Raw genomic sequence first — 19,308 nt, 5'->3', positions numbered from 1 at the left:
ATTTTGACTCGCCCCTTTCCTTAAAAACACAACGGCCTTGTCGACTCCGGTCCAAAGATGATATGGTGAGGCGGATCGCCTGACGGCGCAGAACGAGATTGATTCTAAAGGGTTTTTACTACAATCTGATGTTCTTCCAACAATTGATCAACGGCTTGACCACCGGCAGCGTCTATGCCCTCATCGCCCTGGGCTATACCATGATCTATGGTATTTTGGGTTTGATCAATTTTGCCCAAGGTGAAATCTACATGTGCGGCGCCTTTGTAACGGTGCTGCTCCTGGCGACAGGCGAAGTCAATTTTTTCCTGGCCTTTGCCTTGGGAATGGGGGCGGCTGCACTTCTGGGCGTGGTGTTGGAGAGAGTGGCATTTCGACCTTTACGGGGCTACCATCCCCTGGTGCCCCTCATCAGTGCCATCGGCGCTTCCATTTTTCTCCAGAGTCTGGCCCTGCTATTGTTCGGTCCCAATGACCGGCCTTTTCCCATCCAATTTGCCTTTAGCACCATCAAAATCGCCGGGTTGCCGGTATCCACCCTGCAAATAGCCATCCTGGCCGCAGCCCTGGCCTTCATGGTGCTGCTAATTGTCTTCGTACGTTACACCACTTACGGCAAGGCCATCGTGGCCTGCGCTCTGGATAGGGACACGGCCCGGCTTATGGGCATCAACGTGGATCGCATGGTCTCCCTGACTTTTCTGTTGGGCTCCGCCTTAAGCGGCGCTGCGGGCATCATGATGGCCATCTATTACAATGCCACTTATCCCCGCATGGGGCTCCTGCCCGGCCTCAAGGCCTTCAGCGCTGCCATCCTGGGGGGAGTGGGCAATATTCCGGGGGCCATTCTGGGGGGCTTGCTGCTGGGAGTGGCCGAGAGCCTGGGCGCGGCCTATATCTCCTCGGGTTTCAAGGATGCCATCGCTTTTGCCATCCTCATCCTGGTGCTCCTGCTCCGGCCCCAGGGGATATTGCGAGGTCGGGGGGACTGAGATGACCGCGTATGTGCTGCATCTGGCCATTATCGCCGGCATCTACATTATCTTGACGGTCAGCATTAACCTGATCATCGGTTATGCCGGCCAGGTTTCCTTGGGCCATGCGGCCTTCTATGGCATCGGAGCATATGCTTCGGCTTTGGTATCATTGAACTGGCACTTCCCGTTTGCCGCCGCGGCTTTGGCCGCAATGCTGGTAGCCGGGGTGTGTGGGCTGGCCCTGGGATTGCCCACTCTCAGACTCAAGGAGGATTATCTGGCCATCGTCACCCTGGGGTTCGGGGTCATTGTGGACCTGATCTTTCTTAACCTGGGAATTACCGGCGGCCCGGACGGCTTACCGGGGATTCCTCCACCCAGCTTTTTCGGACTGAGTTTTAGGCAGCCCTGGCTTTACCTGGTTCTGGTGATCGTCACCGTCATTCTGGTTCTCATTGCCACCTACCGCCTGGTGGATTCCTATCATGGCCGGGCGCTTAGGGCCATTAGGGACCATGAAATCACCGCCCAGGTTATGGGGATCAATACCCCGGCCTATAAGGTCTTTATTTTTACCCTGGCTGCGGCCTTGGCCGGGTTGGCCGGGTCGTTGTACGCCCACTACATCACCTTTATCAATCCCGAGACCTTCGGCCTCCATACCTCGATCCTCATCCTCACCATGGTGGTGCTGGGAGGCATGGGGTCCATTTTAGGCTCGGTACTGGGCGCGGTGATCCTGACGATTCTTCCGGAGTTACTGCGGGAGGTCCACGCCTATCAGGATCTGGTTTACGGGGGGCTCTTGGTGGTCTTGCTCATCTGGCGTCCCGAGGGCATCCTGGGCCGGGGAAAGCTAAGCCTAAAGTTTTTGAAGAAAGAAGGATGAGATAGTTGCCAGTGGCCAGTAGTCAGTTGCCAGTGTGGCTCTTTTCCAACTGACTACCGGCAACTGGCCACTGACCACTGAACATGCTGACCTTAAAAAGCCTCCAGGCCGGTTATGGCCGCGTTCCCGTGCTCAAGGGCATCTCTCTCCACGTGCGCGCCGGCGAGGTGGTAACCCTCATCGGCGGTAACGGCGCCGGCAAGACCACCACCCTGCGGGCCATCTCCGGGTTGTTGCCACCCCGGAAAGGGACGGTGGAGTTCGATGGCCAGGACCTTACCCGCATGCCCGCCGAGCGCATCGTTACCCTGGGCCTGGCCCTGGTGCCGGAAGGACGCCGGGTCTTTACCTCCCTGAGCGTCACCGCCAACCTGGAACTAGGGGCCTATCACCGCCGGGACAAAGGGGAGGTGCGCCGGGACCTGGAAGCAATGCGCCAGCGTTTCCCTATCCTCAAGGAGCGGGCTCACCAGGCCGCGGGCACCTTGAGCGGCGGGGAGCAGCAGATCTTGGCCATCGGTCGGGCTCTGATGGCCCGTCCCCGGCTCCTCATGCTGGACGAGCCTTCCATGGGGCTGGCTCCCCGGATGGTTACTCAGGTCTACGAGATCCTGGCGGAACTCAAAGCCGCGGGCACCACCATCCTCCTGGTGGAACAGAATGCCCGGGCGGCCCTGAAGGTGGCCGACCGGGGCTATGTCCTGGAGACCGGCCGCATCATCCTGGACGGCACCGCCGCGGAACTCAGGGAAGACCCGGAAGTGCAGCGGGCCTATTTGGGCAAGGGCTATAAAGAAGTGTGGGAATAAAAGAAGGGAGAAAAGGGGAGAAGGGCAAAAGGCGAAAAAGGGAAAAATACCGGTGGCACAGGCTTTCCAGCCTGTGCGGATGCCGGCCGAAACCTGCGGCTATTTTTTAGGGCACAAGGGACCACCACAAATGATCCAGGAAAAGGCAATAGTTAAAAATACAGGGGTATTAACGCTTTACTTTTCCTCTTTCGCCTCTTCGCCTTTTCGCCTTTTCCCCCCAGGTCTTCACTATGCTTGAAGTCAACGGTCTCAGTAAAGCCTTCGGCGGCGTCCAGGCCGTGCACAACGTCTCTTTCGAGGTGGCCGCAGGAGAGATCGTCGGCTTGATCGGCCCCAACGGCGCTGGCAAGACCACCTGTTTTAATCTCATCAGCGGGCTTTTGCCCCCTAGCTCCGGAGTGGTCCGGTTATCCGGCAAGAATATGGTGGGTCTGCCCCCCTACCGCCGGGCCGGATTGGGTCTGGCCCGCACCTTCCAGAATATCCAACTTTTCGGGGGTATGACGGTGCTGGACAACGTTCTCACGGGCTTTCATCTCCATCAGCAGGTGGGAGTCCTTATGGCCCTCTTGCCCTTATCTAAAGTCAAGCGGGCTCAGTCCGAAAACCGGCAACAAGCTCTGGATCTCTTGGATTTGGTGGGCCTGGGTGGCAAGGAAGACGAACCCGCCGAGTCCCTGGCTTATGGCGATCAGCGGCGGCTGGAAATTGCCCGAGCCTTAGCCCAGGCGCCCGCGCTTCTGCTCATGGACGAACCCGCGGCTGGCCTCAATCCCCGGGAGACCGAAGACCTCATGGCCCTGATGGAGAAGCTGCGCTCCCGGGGCATAACGCTTTTGGTCATCGAACACGATATGACTTTGGTCATGGGCCTGTGCCACCGGATTGTGGTCCTGGACCACGGCCAGGTCATCGCCGCGGGCATACCCCAGGACATCCGCCGGGACCCCCGGGTTGTTGAGGCCTACCTGGGGAGGGAAGAGGAATAGCCAGGCAGGTAGGGCGGGAAAGCGGAGCGCATCCCGCCTTTGGTAATTTTCTATCTATAAACTATAGAGAAAACGGGGGCGAAGCCCATGGCGATCTTCGATAGAGAGGCGGAACAGATGGCGCGGGAGGAATTGGTGCAACTGCAACTGGAGCGGCTCCAGGCCACCCTTACCCGGGTCTATAAGAACGTCAAATTCTACAAGAAGAAGTTCGACGACCTGGGTTTCCTGCCCGAGGACTGTCAGTCCCTGGATGATCTGGCTCGCCTCCCCTTCACCACGCGCCACGATCTGGCCCGGGCTTATCCTTACGAGATGTTTGCGGTGCCGCTGAGGGAAGTGGTGCGCATCCACTCCTCCACCGGTAGCCCCGGCAACCCCATTGTCATGGGCTATACCGCCCGGGATTTGCGCCACTGGGCCAACCTCTCGGCCCGCATCCTCACTAATGCGGGGGTGGACCGGGAAGACGTGGTCCAGGTGACCTTGAGCTACAGCCTCCTCACCAGCGCCTTTGGCATCCATTACGGGGTGGAGCTTCTGGGGGCCTCGGTGATTCCCAGCGGCCCCGGCTTCACCGCCCGCCAGGTTCAGGTCATGCGGGATTACCGCACCACTGTCCTGGTCTCCACGCCGTCTTACGCCCTGGTGTTGGCCGACGAAATGGAGGCCATGGGGGTTGACCCCAAAAGCCTCCATCTTAAGCTGGCGCTGTTGGCCGGGGAGCCCTGGACCGAGGCCATGCGGGCCGAAATCGAGTCCCGCCTCTATACCGCGGCCCTGGACCATTACGCCCTGTCCGAAGCCATGGGTCCCGGCGTGGCGGGAGAGTGCGCCGAGCGCTCTCTGCCGGGCATGCACGTCAGCGAGGACCACTTTCTGCCCCAGGTTATCGACCCGGTGACCGGCGCTCTGCTTCCTCCCGGCGAACTGGGGGAACTGGTCATCACCACCCTCACCCGGGAAGCCACCCCCCTGGTGCGTTTCCGCACCGGCGATCTGGTGCGCCTGTTTTACGAGCCCTGCCCCTGCGGCCGGAGCCTGGCCCGCATGAGCCGCATCGAGGGCCGGGCCGACGAAGTGGTCATCGTCAAGGGGACCAACATCTTTCCCAACCGGGTGGGGCAGGTGCTGGCCGCCCTCCAGGGGGAGGAACCCGCCTATCAACTAGTGGTGGGCCGGGAGGGGCACCTGGACTACCTGGAGGTGCGCATTGAGGTCCGGGAAGAATTGTTCTTCGATAAAATGACCAAACAACGGGAGATGTTGCAACAGATCGCCCACAAGCTGGCCCAGGGCATCGGCGTCCAGCCCCGGGTAAAACTGGTGGAACCGGGATCCCTCAATCGGGAGGCCGAGACCTCGCCGCTGGTAATTGATTTGCGGTAGGGAGTTTGTTAGCATGTGATTTTAGGAAGATAAGTCGGGATAAGACGATTTTTCAAATAAGTTGCAATCGCATTTAAGCAACCTTTTGGCTTTTCCGAATAAGGAATCATGCGACCAATTAAGATTCTTTTGATAGGGTTTCTTCAACTTATGATACTGGCCGGCTGTGCCCATGTGCCGGCGCCGACGGTCAGCCTGGAACAGTCGTTGGGGCAGCAGAAAACCTTTGATTATCAGGGCGTCAGGATCAATTACTTTGAGGCGGGGCAGGGGCCGCCCATCATTCTTTTGCATGGCTTTGGGGGCTGTTCCTACTCCTGGCGTTTCCTGGCTCCGGCGTTGGCTCAGGATCACCGGGTTTTTGCCGTTGACCTCAAAGGCTACGGCCTGTCGGACAAGCCCGAGGACGGCAAGTATGCGGTGAGCGACCAGGCTGATATGGTAACAGCTTTCATCCGCAGCCAGGACTTGCACGATGTGGTCATCATGGGCCATTCCATGGGCGGTGGGGTGACCCTCATGACCTACCTGAAGGTGCGGGAGGACCAACCTGCAAGGATCAAGAGCCTGGTGCTCGTAGACAGCGCGGGCTACCCCCAAAAGATGCCCTGGTTTATCTGGCTGGCCAAGGCGCCCGTCCTCGGTTCGGTGGGAGGTAAGTTGGTCTCGCCCCGGTTCGCCGCCGCCCTGGTGCTGAAAAAATGTTATTATTATGATGATAAGATTACCGAAGAGCAGATCGATACCTATGCCTACTACGGCAGCCTGCCGGGGGCCCGGGAGGCCGTGGTGCAGACCGCTAAGCAGATTGTCCCGGATGACATCGACGCCCTCGTCGCCCAGTACAAGACCATCAGCGTGCCAGTCCTGGTTATCTGGGGCGAAGAAGACGAGGTGGTGCCGCTGTCAGTAGGGAAGAATTTCAAACGGGATATTCCCAACTCCGAGCTGGTCATCCTGCCCAAATGCGGCCATATGCCGCCGGAAGAGGAGCCGGCCGCGACCACGAGGCTGGTCAAGGAATTTCTTAGAAAATAGCGTTCAATATTTTATTGTAAAACAAGGGCTGCCCTCACAAGAAAAAATGAAAAAACCTGGTGGCACAGGCGTCTCGCCTGTGCAATCCTTTAAAATTACTATAAGAACCCTGCCACACTGGCAGCACCCCGGCAGTGTCTATTTCCTTACCTGGCGTTGTAGAAAGGGCGAAGTCCTTTCTCCCGAGGAACGGACCATTACTTTGGAGTCGCTTCAGCATTGGGATGGCCTCAAATGGACTTTATATGCCGCGGTGGTCATGCCTGACCATGTGCATACCTTAGTTCAACCGCTGGCTTTACCTCAAAGCGGCGGGGTTTATGACCTGGCGGAGATTATTCATAGTGTCAAAAGCTTCAGTGTTCACCAAATTAATCGACTCAGGGGCAGCCGCGGGTCTCTCTGGCAGGATGAGCGCTATGATCGCATTGTTCGGGATGAGCCTGAATTATTGGAGAAATGGCAGTATATTATGAATAATCCAGTAAAGCGGGAATTGGCCGAAAGGTCGGAGGATTATCCCTGGCTCTATATCAAGAATGAATAAAAGGTGCACAGGCGAGACGCCTGTGCCACCAAAACTTCAATAATTTGAGGAATTATGCGACCTTCCTGGGATGAATATTTTATGCTCATCGCTAAGCTGGTGAGCACGCGCAGCACCTGCAACTCCCGGCCCACGGGCGCGGTGTTGGTGAAGGATAAGCAAATCCTGGCCACGGGCTATAACGGCTCCATGCCTGGGGCGCCCCACTGCTCCGATCAGATTATGGCGGATGGAAGCCCCTATTGCCATCGTCGGGCCTTGAATATCGCCGATATGGACAAGTATAACTATTGCCGGGCCTCCCACGCCGAGGCCAACGCCATCGCTCAGGCGGCGCGCTACGGTGTGGCCATCAAGGGCGCAACCCTCTACGTCACCTTGCAGCCTTGTTTCGTGTGTCTTAAGCTCTTGGCCACGGCCCAAATCAGGCGGGTTTACTTCGAACTGGCCTATGGGTCCAAGGATAAGGCTCGCGACCAATTTTGGGAACAGGCGGTGGCCGAGGCGGATCTAGAAGTCTTTGAGCAATTATCCATAACGCCCGTAGCCTTGCATTTCATCATGCCCAGCCTTGAGGGCATCACTTCCCGGCGGCGCCTGGCTGCCACCGCGGCAGCGGAGGCGCCGGAGTTCGTGGGCGCGGTGGAATCGGAGTAGGGTCAACATGGCGTTGTAGGGGCGGATTTGAAACCCACCCCTAAAGTGATAAATCCGGGCAGAATCAAGAAATTTATTGCAATTTATTGAAAATTCAGGCATTAATGGGTAACATGCTGGAATCAAAAGGTTTACTAATCAATTCTTAATCTCAGCGCTATGGCCAAAAGCGAAACGCCTAACAATAAAAAGAAGACCAACTCTCGGAAGCCTAAGGCTCCGCCTGCGCCCAAAGTTGCGACCGCGCCCGAGGTTTCCTGGCAGCGGCGGCTGGGCCAGGAGATGGCGGCCTTGTTGTTGTTGGGGTTGGCGGGGTTTTTCCTCTTGGCCCTGGCGAGTCGCTCTCCGGTGGACCCCCAGGGGCTGGTTGCCATGTGGAAAGTCGCGGCGGTGCATAATGCCGCGGGAAAAGCCGGAGCCCTGCTGGCCGCTTACCTCATCTGGGGGCTGGGGCTGGCCTCGTTCTTTTTGCCGCTAATGCTCCTGGGTCTGGCCTGGCAGTCCCATAATGAGGGCCTGGAGGATCTGGGCTGGCCCCAAACCGTTTCGGGCCTGGGGGGGCTGTTGGCCGCAGCGGGACTGCTATCCCTTGGGTGGCCGGCGGTCAGATGGGGGGGCGAGTTGATCTATGGCGGCGGCGGTCTGGGCAAGTTCATTGCCGGGACTCTGTTGTCCGCTCTCAATCCGGCTGGGGCTGCCCTGGCCCTGGGGTTGGCCTTGCTCATGGGGGTTATGGGAGCAACCCGCTTGTCTTTTGTAGGGCTCATGGCCCTGCTGGGCCAAATGCTGCGATCGGCCTGGGGTTTGGTCTGGCCCCGGGCGGAGGAGGAGGAGTTTCCGGAGGCGCCGCCTTACACCCCCCGCCGGCCCAAAGTGGGGCGGCAGATCATTACCCAAAACGCGACTCAGACCGGAGGCGATGAAGTGCCGGTGGTGACGCCGTCGGTCTCGGGGTCGCCAGCTTCCACCCCGGAGACGCCCGCCAAGCCCCGGAAAGCCGCAGCTAACGGTGTCTTCACCCTGCCGGGTCTGGACCTTTTGGACCCATCGCCCCCCTGGAACCACCAAGTGCAAGAAAACGCCATGCTGGCCCAGGCGCAAAAGTTGGAAGACACGCTGCGCTCTTTCGGGGTGGATGGCCGGGTGACCGCGATCATGACTGGCCCGGTGGTGAGCCGCTTTGAGTACGAACCGGCCCTGGGGGTCAAGATCAGCAAGATCACCGGGCTAGCGGATGATTTGGCCCTGGCCCTGAAGGCCCTGTCCATCCGGATCGTGGCGCCGGTGCCGGGCAAAGGAGTCTTGGGCATCGAGGTGCCCAACCCCAAGCGCCAGGTGGTAGCTCTGCGGGAGATTTTGGCGGACGGCACCTACCAGAAATCCGCCTCCCGGCTGACTTTGGCCCTGGGCAAAGACATTATGGGGACCCCGGTTGTCACCGATCTGGCCAAGATGCCCCATCTGCTCATCGCCGGAGCCACCGGCAGCGGCAAGAGCGTAGGGCTCAACGCCATGATCCTGAGCATCCTCTTCAAGGCAACCCCTCAGGAGGTGAGGTTCCTGATGGTGGACCCCAAGCGCATCGAGCTCTCCATGTACGAGCGCATCCCGCACTTGCTCCACCCGGTGGTGTTCAACCCCAAGGAGGCCACCACCGCCTTGCATTGGGCCGTGGGGGAGATGGAGCGGCGCTACGCCCTGCTGAGCGATTTGAGCGTGCGCAACATCGAGGGCTACAACCAGAAGGCCGGGGTCAAGAAGCCGGACCCCCGCATCGAGGAAGGCATCCTGCCCCGCTCTTTGCCGTATCTGGTTATCGTCATCGATGAACTGGCGGATCTGATGCTGGTATCATCCCGGGACACGGAAGAATACTTGATCCGACTGGCCCAGAAGGCCCGGGCCTCGGGAATCCACCTGATCGTGGCCACTCAGCGGCCCTCTGTGGACGTCATCACGGGTCTTATCAAGGCCAATTTCCCTACCCGCGTCTCTTACCAGGTCTCGGCCCGGGCTGATTCCCGGGTCATCCTGGACGCCATGGGGGCTGAACGCCTTTTGGGCAAGGGCGACCTTCTATTCATGCCACCGGGCACCTCCCGCTTGAAGCGCATCCACGGGCCCTATGTCTCCGACGAGGAAGTGAGCCGGGTGGCGGAATACTTGAAGGCCCAAGGAGCGCCGGATTATGAGGCCGGGATTACGGATTTGAAGGAGCACGAAGAAGAGATCGCTGAAAACGGCGATAAGGACGAAAAATACGCCGACGCGGTAGAACTGGTAGCTGAGACCCGGAACGCCTCTATTTCCATGCTGCAGCGGCGGCTGCGGGTGGGTTACAACCGGGCGGCCCGCATGATCGAAACCATGGAGAAAGAAGGCCTCATCGGCCCCTCTGACGGCATCAAGGCCCGAGAGGTTTATGTGCCGCGGCGGTGAGGAACGTTTGATTTAAATGGGTCAGGGTTTATCAAGAACAGAGGCTGGCCCGGAGGCCCCCCCACCTGTGACGACAAGTGTAGGGTAAGCGCTAACCCGTCTGGCTGGGGCTCACCGGAATTTTAAAGGTCAGTTGAGTGCCTTGGCCTTCCTGGCTTTTAATTTCAAGAACGCCTCCCATCATATGCACCCGCTCCTCCATGGCCATCAATCCGAGGCCACGGCTGGCGGGATCGCGGCCCCAAACCTCCTCGACTTTGAAGCCCTTGCCGTTGTCCGCGATCAAAAAGGAAACCTGACCAGCCTCTACCTTGATAACGATCCAGAGGCTCGAGGCCTGGGCGTATTTGCCGATATTAGTCAGGGACTCCTGGAAGATCCGGTAGATGTTAATCTGGGCTTCCCGGGATAAGAGTTGATCGATGACATCTGTCTGTTCAACTTCGGCTTGAACACCGTAAAGGCGGGAAAAATCCCGGATGAGGCGATTTAAAGCCAAGGCTAATCCCAAATCCCTCACCATGGTTGGACTCAAGTCGCGAGCCAGGCGCCGGACTTCATCCACCAATTGATCGAATTGGCCGGTCAGCTTAAGGCATTCCTGCTTGAGAACAGCTTGCTCCTGAGGCAGCTGCTTTTCGATGTAGCCGGCCTGGAGCTTCATGACCAGTAATGACTGCCCCAGTTCATCGTGTAATTCCCGGGAGATGCGTTCGCGCTCGCGTTCCTGGGCGGTCAAGAGCTGGGAGGCCAGGTAGCGCAAGTTTTGCTCCGACTCCCGCAATTTCTCATCCGCCTGCTTGCGCTCTGTGATGTCCAGTCCAAGGGTCAAGACCAGCAGATCGTCATCGACGCAGAAGGGATAGTTGTGGACTTCATAGGTGCGGCCATTCAGGGGAGAGGTCCATTCCCCTTGTTGAGGAGTTTTGGTCTTAAAAACCTCGATGGCCTTGCAATGCTCACATGGTTCGCTTCTGCTCCAAAGAACCTCGTAACAGTGCCTATTCGCCGGTTCACCAAAGGTATCGGAGAAACGGCGGTTGGCAAAAGGGATGCTGAAGTCGGCTTTCTTCAGGTAAACATACGCGGGCAGGCTATTGAGAACGGCATAGAGCTTTTTCCGTTCAGCTTCCAGGGCCAGCTCGGCCTGCTTGCGCTGGGTGGCGTAACGTATGGCGCGCAACAGTTGGTTGGAGTCGATTTCATCTTTAAAGAGATAATCCTGGGCTCCCTGTCGCACCGCAGTGAGGGCCAAGGTTATATCAGCCAGGCCGGACAAGACCACGAAGGGCATATGGGGCGCCTGGGCGTGCGCTTTGATGAAGGTGTCTAGCCCTGAGCTGTCGGGCAAGCCCAAATCCAGCAAGACCAGGTCGAACGTGTCCCGCCTCAACCGCTCCAGCCCATCGGCAAGCAGGGACACCCACTCTACGGTAAGATCCTCAGCCCGGGCGTCGGCCAACATCTCTTTGAAAAGGCGAGCGTCACCCGGATTATCCTCCACCAGGAGGATTTTAAAAGGGGCTTTGATCATTTCGCTTACCTCGGAGGCAGCATGACCACCGTCAACCAGAAGTTTTCGATGGACTTTACTACCTCGAGAAACTGATCGAGGTCTACCGGCTTGGTGATATAGCAGTTGGCGTGCAGGTTATAGCTCTTCAAAATGTCCTGTTCAGCCTGGGAGACCGTCAGGATGACCACGGGGATACGTCTCAACTCGGGGTCTTCTTTGATCTCCGCCAAGACCTCCCGGCCATTTTTCTTGGGAAGGTTCAGGTCTAAAAGGACCAGGTCCGGACGGGGCGCCTCGGCATAAGGCCCTTGCCTCCGGAGGTAAGCCATGGCCTCTACCCCGTCCTCCACGGTGTGGAAGTTGTTCCGAACCTTGGCCTCTTTGAGGGCTTCTACGGTCAGACGGACGTCGCCGGGATTATCTTCCACCATCAAGATTTCAATGGGCCTGCAGGCTGCTTTAGGAATTCCCTTCATTACTGTTTCCCCTTCGGAATGCTGAAATAAAACGTGGAGCCGTTGCCGGACTGCGATTGCACCCAAATGCGGCCCCCGTGGCGCTCCACAATCTTTTTGCAAATGGCCAAGCCGATACCGGTGCCGGGATACTCCGAGCGTTGATGCAACCGCTGAAAGATCGAAAATATGCGCTCCTGGTGCTCCGGTGCAATGCCTATACCGTTATCTTTGACGGCGAAAACCCATTCAGTTCCTTTTTGCTTAGCCGAGACCTGAATCTGTGGCGGCTCGGCGCCTCGAAACTTAATGGCGTTGGCCACCAGGTTTTGGAATAGCTGCATGAGCTGCATCTCGTCCCCCTCAACCGTGGGTAAGGGGTCCTGGAATATGATGGCGCCGCTGTCCTCTATGGCTTTTGCCAGGTTATCCCGGGTTTGTCTAAAGACGATATTGCAATCGGTGAATTGAAAAGATTTAGCCCGGGTCCCCACCCGGGAGTAAGCCAGTAAATCGTTGATCAACCGCTGCATACGGGTGGCGCCGTCCACGGCGAAGCCGATAAACTCGTCGGCGTCCTGATCGAGTTTGCCCCGGTAACGTTTCCCCAGGAGTTGCGTGAAGCTCGCCACCATCCGCAGAGGTTCCTGGAGGTCATGGGAGGCGACGTAGGCAAACTGCTCCAATTCCGCATTGGAGCGTGTCAGTTCTTCGGCATACTGAGCCAACTGCCGTTCGGCTTTCCGGCGCTCGTCTAATTCCACGGATAAGTGGACATTGGCATCCCGCAGTTCCATCGTGCGCTGGGTTACTTGAATCTCCAAGTCGTCTTTGGCTCGACGGAGGGTTTCGGTAGCCTGTTTGATGGCTTGAAACAAGGGAGAAATCGATAACACCCCGGCCAGCATGAGGGCGGAAATAGCCAGCGCGAAGATGGAATCCAGAAGATCTAAGGAGCTAATAAACCCGTCAGGGTTCCCGGACAGCAAATCCCAGAGCGAGAGCGACCGCCGGATGGCCATGAGACAAAAAGCGCCAGCGATCAGAATCCATGAAGTCCATTTGCCGGTAACGCGAATTAACTTCAGAGCAAAAATCGCTGCAGCGAATTGGAAGAGAACCGCAATTGCCTGGAGTACGCTAGAGGCAAGGAAGGTCAGGTTCATTATTAAATGTTACTATTGGATTTGTAATTAAAAACTATCACAATAAGACAAACGCCATAATGGCTATTTTTTTGTTTAGATAACGAATCTTTTAACATAATTTGATATCTTTTCCAAGTTTCTTATCTGGAGGCCTCCAGAATTGTATTGTCAACCGGTAATATTTAAATGGTTGACAATTGCCCGGTGCTGGGCGATTATTTCCTGGATGAACTATTCTGAATGGGAAGAGATTTTCGGCCTCGAAGGGCCGGAGTTGTGGGCCGGGCTGGCGGAGGCCGGACGGGTCCGGGAGCGGCGTTGCGGGCGGCAGGTCAGTTTCTGCGTCATTATTAATGCCAAGTCCGGGATGTGCTCCGAGGACTGCGCCTTTTGCTCCCAGTCGGCCAGGGCGGCGAGCCGGGTGCCCCACTATCCGCTGCTCTCCCGGGAAGAATTGGTAGATGCGGCAGAGCAAGCGGCTGCGTCGGGCGCGTCCCGGTTCTCCCTGGTGACCGCGGGCCGCGGCCTCCTGTCGCCCCGGGACCGGAGCGCTGTTCTGGCCGCGGTGGCGGCTATCAAGGCGGCCGTTCCCATTAGGGTCTGCGCCTCCCTGGGTATTGTAGACCGGGGTTTTCTGGCGGAATTAAAAGCTGCGGGGCTATACCGTTTTCACCACAACCTGGAAAGCGCCGAGTCATTTTTCCCATCGATTTGCACTACCCACAGTTTTGCCGAGCGCGTAGCCACCATCGAGGCGGCTAAAGCAGCCGGCTTGTCCGTGTGCTCCGGGGGGATTTTCGGGTTGGGAGAGACCCTGGCCCAGCGCTGGGAGATGGCCCAGATCCTTAAGAATCTGTCCGTGGACGCCATTCCCCTCAATTTTCTCCACCCCTTGCCCGGCACGCCTCTGGCGCAGCGCCCCTTGCTGGCCCCCTTGGAGGCCCTGAAGATTGTGATGGCATTTCGTCTCTTCTTCCCGGAGCGCTCGCTGATCATCTGCGGCGGCCGCCAGATGACCCTCCGGTCGCTCGCGCCGCTATTGTTCGCAGCCGGGGCCGACGCCCTGATGACTGGAGACTACCTGACCACGAAGGGACGCATGCCGGATGAGGACCGGCAGATGCTAATGGATTTGGGGTTGGAGTTGGTACAAGAAACGGGGTAAAAGGAAAAAGGGGAAAAAAACGACCCGGAGAGAAGAGGTTTTTTACCTTCCCTTTTCGCCTTTTCCCCCTTAATCATTCTCGATTTTCTGGCAAAAATACTATGAAATTGCCAATCTTACCTAAAGTTAAAGGCATGTTTATCACCGGCACCGATACCGATGTGGGTAAGACCTGGGTGGCCGCGGGGCTCACCGCAATACTTAAGGAACGGGGTCTAAATGCCGTTTACTTCAAACCTATCCAGAGCGGCTGCCCCATACAGGAAGGACGTCTAATCCCCACGGATGCCCGCTTGGCCCGAGAGGTGGCCGGGTTGACCGAGCCCCTGGAAGTCCTCACCCCCATCAGCCTGCGGCTGCCCCTGGCGCCGGGCGTGGCTGCGGCCCAGGCCGGGGTGGAGGTGGGCCTGGAGCGGATTGCAGCGGGTATCCGGGATCTGGCGTCACGCTACGAATTTCTGGTGGTGGAAGGCGCCGGCGGGCTCTACGTTCCCCTCATCGGCACCCACTTTCTGGTCCTGGATCTGATCCAGTGGCTGGGTTTGCCCCTGGCGGTGGTGGCCAAATCCGGCCTGGGGACCATCAACCACACCGTGTTGACCGTCAAGGCGGCGCTGGCGGCCGGTATCAAGGTTGCGGGGGTGATCCTCAACCGTTATCCCGAGAAGCCTGGTCTGGCGGAAGAGACCAACCCCGGGGTGATTGCGGCGCTCAGCGGGGTGCCGATTCTGGGCCGACTACCGGAGGTCCCGGACCTGGAACAGGCGACGGGACGGCAAGCGTTTTTGGATGCACTGCGGCCTATTGCCGAACAACTCATTATGAATTACGCGTTCGAAAAATAGTATGGAAGGATTAACCCAAGAACTGGACGCTTTAGAGGCCCGGTCGCTAAGGCGGCGCTTACGGGTGGTGGATGACGTGCTGCCCGGGGGCAAAGTGCGGGTGGCCGGGCAGATCCTCCTCAATTTATCGTCCAATGATTATCTGGGCCTGGCCCAGGATCCCCGACTCATCAACGCGGCCCAGGCGGCCGCGGCGCAGTGGGGCGCGGGGGCCGGGGCCTCCCGCCTGGTGGTGGGCCATTTAGCCTTGCACGAAGCAGTTGAAGCCCGCCTCGCGGCCTTTAAAGGCACAGAAGCCGCAGTGATTTTTCCCACCGGCTACATGGCCAATGTGGGGACCATCGCCGCGCTCATGGGGCCGGGGGATGTTATTTTTAGCGATCGGCTCAACCACGCCAGCATTTATGACGGCATCAAGCTGTCCGGGGCCACATTGCAGCGGTTTCCCCACCGTGACCTGAACAGCCTGGAGCAGTTGCTACAACAGGCCGGCGCAGCCCGGCGGCGCTTGATCATCACCGACTCGGTCTTCTCTGTGGATGGCGACATCGCGCCGCTCAACGGTCTGGTGGCCCTGAAGGCGCGGTACGGGGCCTGGCTGATGATCGATGAAGCCCATGCCACCGGGGTCCTGGGAATGAGGGGTGCGGGGTTGGCCGAGGCCCTAAGCCTTACCCGGGAAGTGGATATTCACATGGGCACGTTTTCCAAGGCCCTGGGCTCCCAAGGCGGCTACGTGGCCGGGGACCGCCGCCTGGTGGACTACCTCCACAACCGGGCCCGGTCGTTCATCTATTCCACCGCCCTGGCACCTATGGTGCTAGGGGCCATTGACCAAGCCCTGAAGATCGTGGCACAGGAGCCGGAGCGCCGGCTATATCTTGTGCGGGAATCCGAGGCCTTTCGTCAAAGTTTGCTCTTGGCGGGCCTGGATCTGCTAGGGAGTGAAACTCAAATTATCCCGGTGCTGGTGGGAGAAAACGACCGCACCCTGGATTTTGCCGCGGCCCTAAAGGACCAGGGTCTCATGGCCGTGGCCCTGCGGCCTCCCACGGTGCCCCCAGGCCGGGCTCGGGTGCGCTTTTCTTTGTCCGCAGGCCATTCCCGGGAAGACTTGTTCCGAGCCCGGGAGACCATCGTGGCCACGGCGAGGGACTTTGGGTTGGGGTCATGACCACGCTGGTCTTGTTTCACGGGTGGGGGGCAACCGGCGACGTTTGGCAACCACAGGTAGCATACTTCCGAGACCGGGCGACGGTCCTGACGCCCACTATCCCGGTCTGGGAACCAGACTGGTTATCCGAATATTTAAGCGAATTGCCCCTGAAGGAGTGCGTGCTGGTGGGCTGGTCTCTGGGAGGCATGCTGCTTTTGGAGGCGCTCAGTGGGAGCCGTGGCGACCCTATCGGAGGGCTGGTCTTAGTGGGGGTGGCCCCGGTTTTTACCCGGCGGCCGGATTATCCCTGGGGGCAGCCCCCCGCGGTGGTGCGGGCCATGCGCCGGGGCGTTAAGGACAACCCCCGGCAGGTGTTGGCTGAGTTTGCCAAGCAATGCCTGGCTCCGGGGGAGGCTGGTTACAGTTCCCAGGCGCTGGCAGCGTTTGCCTCCCCGCCTGCTGACGAGACCCTGACGACAGGTCTCGACTATTTGTTGACCCACGATCTCCGGCCCCTGCTCCCCGGTTTGCCCCCGGGAACGGTCATCATTCAGGGGCAGGAGGACCGTATCGTGTCTCCGGCCCAGGGGCTCGTCCTGCGGGACCAGCATTCCAAAGCCAGGTTATATGATCTGCCCGGCGTTGGGCATCTCCCCTTTTTAACCCAGGCGGCGGCGTTTAATAGGATAATTGAGGAATGCTTGAACGAAGTGAACTGACGATGCAGTCTGAATTGGGGCCGGCTCTCTTCCTACGTGAAAGTGTGGAAGTCAAGCACGGCATCAGACGCAACTTTGCCCGGCGCGCGCGGTCCTATGACCGGCACGCCTGCATGCAACGCCTCATGGCCCAACGACTGGTGGCGGTGACGCGTGAGGTGATAGGCCGGGCCCGGCGCATTCTGGAGATCGGCTGCGGCACCGGCTACCTCACCCAACTGCTGCGCCAGGCCAATCAGGAGGCCCGGTTGGTCGCCCTCGACCTGGATGCGTCCTTGGTGGAGACGGCCCGGCGGCGCCTTAAAGCGGCTGCCGGAGTGGAATGGCTGGTGGCAGACGGGGAAGTACCGCTCCGCGGCGAATACGACCTGATCATCGCCAATGCCACCTTCCAATGGTTCACCCGCCCGGCGGAAACGCTGGCCAACTACTATCGAAGCCTCGCTCCCGGTGGCATCCTGTCTTTCTCCACCCTGGGACCCGGGACTTTTCAGGAACTCGCGGGGGCCTTGGGCCAGGCCGCGGAAAGCCTTAAGCTTTTGAACTCCCTTAAGATTCCGGCTCAGGACTTTGGCGACCGCGCCACCTGGTCGGACCTCTTGTCTCGGGCCGGATTTCGCCAGGTGCAATTGTCCCGGGAAATGGTCACCACGAGCTTTCCGTCGGTACGAGAGTTCCTTAAAGCCCTCCAGGCCACGGGAGCCACCAACCCCCGGCCGTTGCCCTTTTCGCCCCGCCTGTTGCATGCAATGATCGCGGCGTATCAGGCCGTCTACAGCAAAAACGGCGCTATCCCGGTAAGCTACGAAATGATCTGGGCAGTGGCCCAGAAATAGTTGCCCTAGGCCAGTGACCGGTAAAAGTGCCTGAATCTCCAGCGACTGATGCTAATCATCGCCTCAAATTATTCCTTACAATGGCTGGACCCAGATGGCCTGGGGACCTTGGTCCCCGGACTCCTGGGCGAATTTTACCGCCATGCCCGGTGCCAGATTGCTGAACTTGCCTTTCTTCAGGGCATGGGCATGAAAGTAGACCTCCAGGCCGTCATCGGTTTCGATAAAGCCATAATCGTCTTCAGGGAAGAGGCGCACCACCCGGCCGCGCTCGGCGACTTCTTCGTGAGTTTTAACTTTTTGCTGAACCAATTCGGAGTGCTCCCGGAGGCGGCGGTCCAGGGCGTCGAAGGCTTCCACCACCAGGGGCATGACCATGTCGCCTTGGCGCATCAGCGTGATGGTGTCGCCTGGCACGTTGACCACCAGATGGACTTCAAAGGCGCCGAGGCGATGATGGGACGTTCCGATAATTTCAACCCTGGCATGAAGAATGGGGTCATGGTAATGCTGCTGTAGACGGGCTAATTCTGCTTCAATTTTTGCCCGCCACTCGGGCAGAATTTCAACCTGACGGCCTTCGATGTGGATATCCTGCATGGCTACCCTCCTGGACAATTCAAACTGTTAACTTTCTGTTAAGGTTTATGGGGCTGCTTGTCAATGGAGGGAGCCGACAGGGGGAGATTCGCGGCTTTAGGGTGCTACGGTCAGGGACTACTGGGTGCCGATAAAAAACGGCCGGAAGGCCGACTCGTCCCGGCTTAAGGCCTGGCGCAGTTTCCCCAGCATGATCTCCCGGTCGTCCGGTAGCTGCCCTGCTACGTCCAGATAGTTGGTGTAATGGTCACTGGTCACGACTATGGGGATGGCGATCTGCGAAATCAGGGCCAAGGTTTCGGCCAGCACTTGATGGGGGTTGAGCATCTGAAAGCGACCGGCCTGCACCTCTTCGAGCAGGGGAGTGTTTACTTTGGGGACAAAAGTCCGGAGGCGCACCACATCCGGCTGCATCTCGTTGATGACCCGGGCGGTTTGTTGGGCGTGGGACTCGGTCCGCTTTTGGCCGCCGATCCCTAAGATGACATAAGCGTTGATTTCAATCCCCGCGGCCCGGGCCAACTGCCCTGCTGCGATGTGGTCTGTCGCGGTGGCGCCCTTTCTTATCCGGGTCAGGATGGCGTCATCACCGCTTTCCACCCCCACGTGTATCCGCCCTAAGCCGGCCCGAGCCAGGGTGTTGAGCTGATCGGCCCCTTTGTGGTGAATATAGTGGGAAGAGCCGTAAACCGTGATCCTTTGGAGGTGAGGGAAGCGGGTGTAGCTGTATCGGCAAATTTCCGCCAGGCTGGCCGTGGGCATGGCGATGGTGTTGCCCGCAGGGAAAAACAAGGTACGCACCCGCGAGTCACAATCTGCGGCGGCCTCATCCAGGTCTGCTTTGATCGCCGCCACCGGCCTCACCTTGAATTTGATCCCGCTCTTATACACCATACAAAAGGTGCAGAGGTTGTGGGGGCAGCCCACGGTGGCCTGGATAAGCAGACTGTCGGCTTCGCTGGGGGGGCGGTAAATAGGGCCTTCGTAGCGCATGGAAGTGGCTCGGTTGCCTGTAAGAAAAATTTGCTGCAAATTAATTATACCACATCCGGCCTCGGGGTTTGCTCTCGGCATGGGGTGTCAGGTGCAGGGGGGCTTTTCCTGATTATGTTCTGGGCACCTTAAGGGTTT

General features: G+C 58.7%; 19 protein-coding genes. 14 read left to right on the top strand and 5 right to left on the bottom strand.

The features are described 5' to 3' along the window. Window positions 1-98 precede the first annotated feature (98 nt). From WC600_00165 to WC600_00125, 9 genes are all read left to right on the top strand, one after another. Complete coding sequence (locus tag WC600_00165; GenBank protein MFA4901135.1) at window positions 99-992, top strand: branched-chain amino acid ABC transporter permease; 894 nt, start codon at window positions 99-101, stop codon at window positions 990-992. Between the two features lies 1 nt (window position 993). Then, window positions 994-1,866 carry a branched-chain amino acid ABC transporter permease gene (locus tag WC600_00160; GenBank protein ID MFA4901134.1) on the top strand — a complete coding sequence of 291 codons (873 nt, stop codon included), beginning with the start codon at window positions 994-996 and terminating at the stop codon, window positions 1,864-1,866. A gap of 83 nt (window positions 1,867-1,949) precedes the next feature. Next, window positions 1,950-2,675: an ABC transporter ATP-binding protein gene (locus tag WC600_00155; GenBank protein ID MFA4901133.1), complete on the top strand. Its 726-nt coding sequence runs from the start codon at window positions 1,950-1,952 to the stop codon at window positions 2,673-2,675. Window positions 2,676-2,908: 233 nt separating this feature from the next. Beyond that, complete coding sequence (locus WC600_00150; protein MFA4901132.1) at window positions 2,909-3,667, top strand: ABC transporter ATP-binding protein; 759 nt, start codon at window positions 2,909-2,911, stop codon at window positions 3,665-3,667. A gap of 87 nt (window positions 3,668-3,754) precedes the next feature. Continuing rightward, complete coding sequence (locus WC600_00145) at window positions 3,755-5,056, top strand: phenylacetate--CoA ligase (GenBank protein ID MFA4901131.1); 1,302 nt, start codon at window positions 3,755-3,757, stop codon at window positions 5,054-5,056. A 150-nt stretch (window positions 5,057-5,206) separates the two neighbouring features. After that, window positions 5,207-6,094 (top strand): alpha/beta hydrolase, encoded by an 888-nt coding sequence (locus WC600_00140; GenBank protein MFA4901130.1) that lies wholly within the window; start codon window positions 5,207-5,209, stop codon window positions 6,092-6,094. A 46-nt stretch (window positions 6,095-6,140) separates the two neighbouring features. Beyond that, on the top strand, window positions 6,141-6,641 hold the full coding sequence (locus WC600_00135; GenBank protein ID MFA4901129.1) for a transposase: 501 nt from the start codon (window positions 6,141-6,143) through the stop codon (window positions 6,639-6,641). A 54-nt stretch (window positions 6,642-6,695) separates the two neighbouring features. After that, window positions 6,696-7,298, top strand: coding sequence for a dCMP deaminase family protein (locus WC600_00130; protein MFA4901128.1), 603 nt, complete (start codon window positions 6,696-6,698; stop codon window positions 7,296-7,298). A gap of 159 nt (window positions 7,299-7,457) precedes the next feature. After that, window positions 7,458-9,737 carry a DNA translocase FtsK gene (locus WC600_00125; GenBank protein MFA4901127.1) on the top strand — a complete coding sequence of 760 codons (2,280 nt, stop codon included), beginning with the start codon at window positions 7,458-7,460 and terminating at the stop codon, window positions 9,735-9,737. Window positions 9,738-9,828: 91 nt separating this feature from the next. Here WC600_00125 and WC600_00120 read toward each other — a convergent pair whose 3' ends face one another. The 3 genes from WC600_00120 to WC600_00110 are packed head-to-tail and all read right to left on the bottom strand — an operon-like array spanning window position 9,829 to window position 12,730. Further along, window positions 9,829-11,271 (bottom strand): response regulator, encoded by a 1,443-nt coding sequence (locus tag WC600_00120; GenBank protein MFA4901126.1) that lies wholly within the window; start codon window positions 11,269-11,271, stop codon window positions 9,829-9,831. Window positions 11,272-11,276: 5 nt separating this feature from the next. Further along, window positions 11,277-11,729, bottom strand: coding sequence for a response regulator (locus tag WC600_00115; GenBank protein MFA4901125.1), 453 nt, complete (start codon window positions 11,727-11,729; stop codon window positions 11,277-11,279). Further along, window positions 11,729-12,730, bottom strand: a complete 1,002-nt coding sequence (locus WC600_00110) for an ATP-binding protein (GenBank protein ID MFA4901124.1) — start codon at window positions 12,728-12,730, stop codon at window positions 11,729-11,731. Before WC600_00110 ends, WC600_00115 begins: the two co-directional genes overlap by 1 nt. A gap of 352 nt (window positions 12,731-13,082) precedes the next feature. Between WC600_00110 and bioB the strand changes: the two genes are divergently transcribed. The 5 genes from bioB (at window position 13,083) to bioC (ending at window position 17,577) form a co-directional block, all read left to right on the top strand. Continuing rightward, window positions 13,083-14,021 carry a biotin synthase BioB gene (bioB, locus tag WC600_00105; GenBank protein MFA4901123.1) on the top strand — a complete coding sequence of 313 codons (939 nt, stop codon included), beginning with the start codon at window positions 13,083-13,085 and terminating at the stop codon, window positions 14,019-14,021. A gap of 101 nt (window positions 14,022-14,122) precedes the next feature. Next, window positions 14,123-14,866, top strand: a complete 744-nt coding sequence (bioD, locus tag WC600_00100) for a dethiobiotin synthase (GenBank protein ID MFA4901122.1) — start codon at window positions 14,123-14,125, stop codon at window positions 14,864-14,866. A gap of 1 nt (window position 14,867) precedes the next feature. After that, on the top strand, window positions 14,868-16,040 hold the full coding sequence (bioF, locus tag WC600_00095; GenBank protein MFA4901121.1) for an 8-amino-7-oxononanoate synthase: 1,173 nt from the start codon (window positions 14,868-14,870) through the stop codon (window positions 16,038-16,040). Next, the gene (locus WC600_00090; protein ID MFA4901120.1) at window positions 16,037-16,741 is read left to right on the top strand and encodes an alpha/beta fold hydrolase; all 705 of its coding nucleotides are present in this window, start codon (window positions 16,037-16,039) and stop codon (window positions 16,739-16,741) included. Before bioF ends, WC600_00090 begins: the two co-directional genes overlap by 4 nt. Continuing rightward, window positions 16,720-17,577, top strand: coding sequence for a malonyl-ACP O-methyltransferase BioC (gene bioC / locus WC600_00085; GenBank protein ID MFA4901119.1), 858 nt, complete (start codon window positions 16,720-16,722; stop codon window positions 17,575-17,577). Before WC600_00090 ends, bioC begins: the two co-directional genes overlap by 22 nt. Window positions 17,578-17,652: 75 nt before the next feature. Here the strand turns inward: bioC and WC600_00080 are convergent, their stop codons facing one another. Then, window positions 17,653-18,177 carry an HPF/RaiA family ribosome-associated protein gene (locus WC600_00080; protein ID MFA4901118.1) on the bottom strand — a complete coding sequence of 175 codons (525 nt, stop codon included), beginning with the start codon at window positions 18,175-18,177 and terminating at the stop codon, window positions 17,653-17,655. A gap of 117 nt (window positions 18,178-18,294) precedes the next feature. Then, window positions 18,295-19,170, bottom strand: a complete 876-nt coding sequence (locus WC600_00075; GenBank protein MFA4901117.1) for a radical SAM protein — start codon at window positions 19,168-19,170, stop codon at window positions 18,295-18,297. Window positions 19,171-19,308: the final 138 nt, after the last annotated feature.

The sequence above is a fragment of the Desulfobaccales bacterium genome (genome assembly GCA_041648175.1).
In the GTDB taxonomy this organism is placed as follows: domain Bacteria; phylum Desulfobacterota; class Desulfobaccia; order Desulfobaccales; family 0-14-0-80-60-11; genus 0-14-0-80-60-11.
Note: the sequence above shows the minus strand (reverse complement) of the source record. Positions and strands in the feature narration are given on the sequence as shown.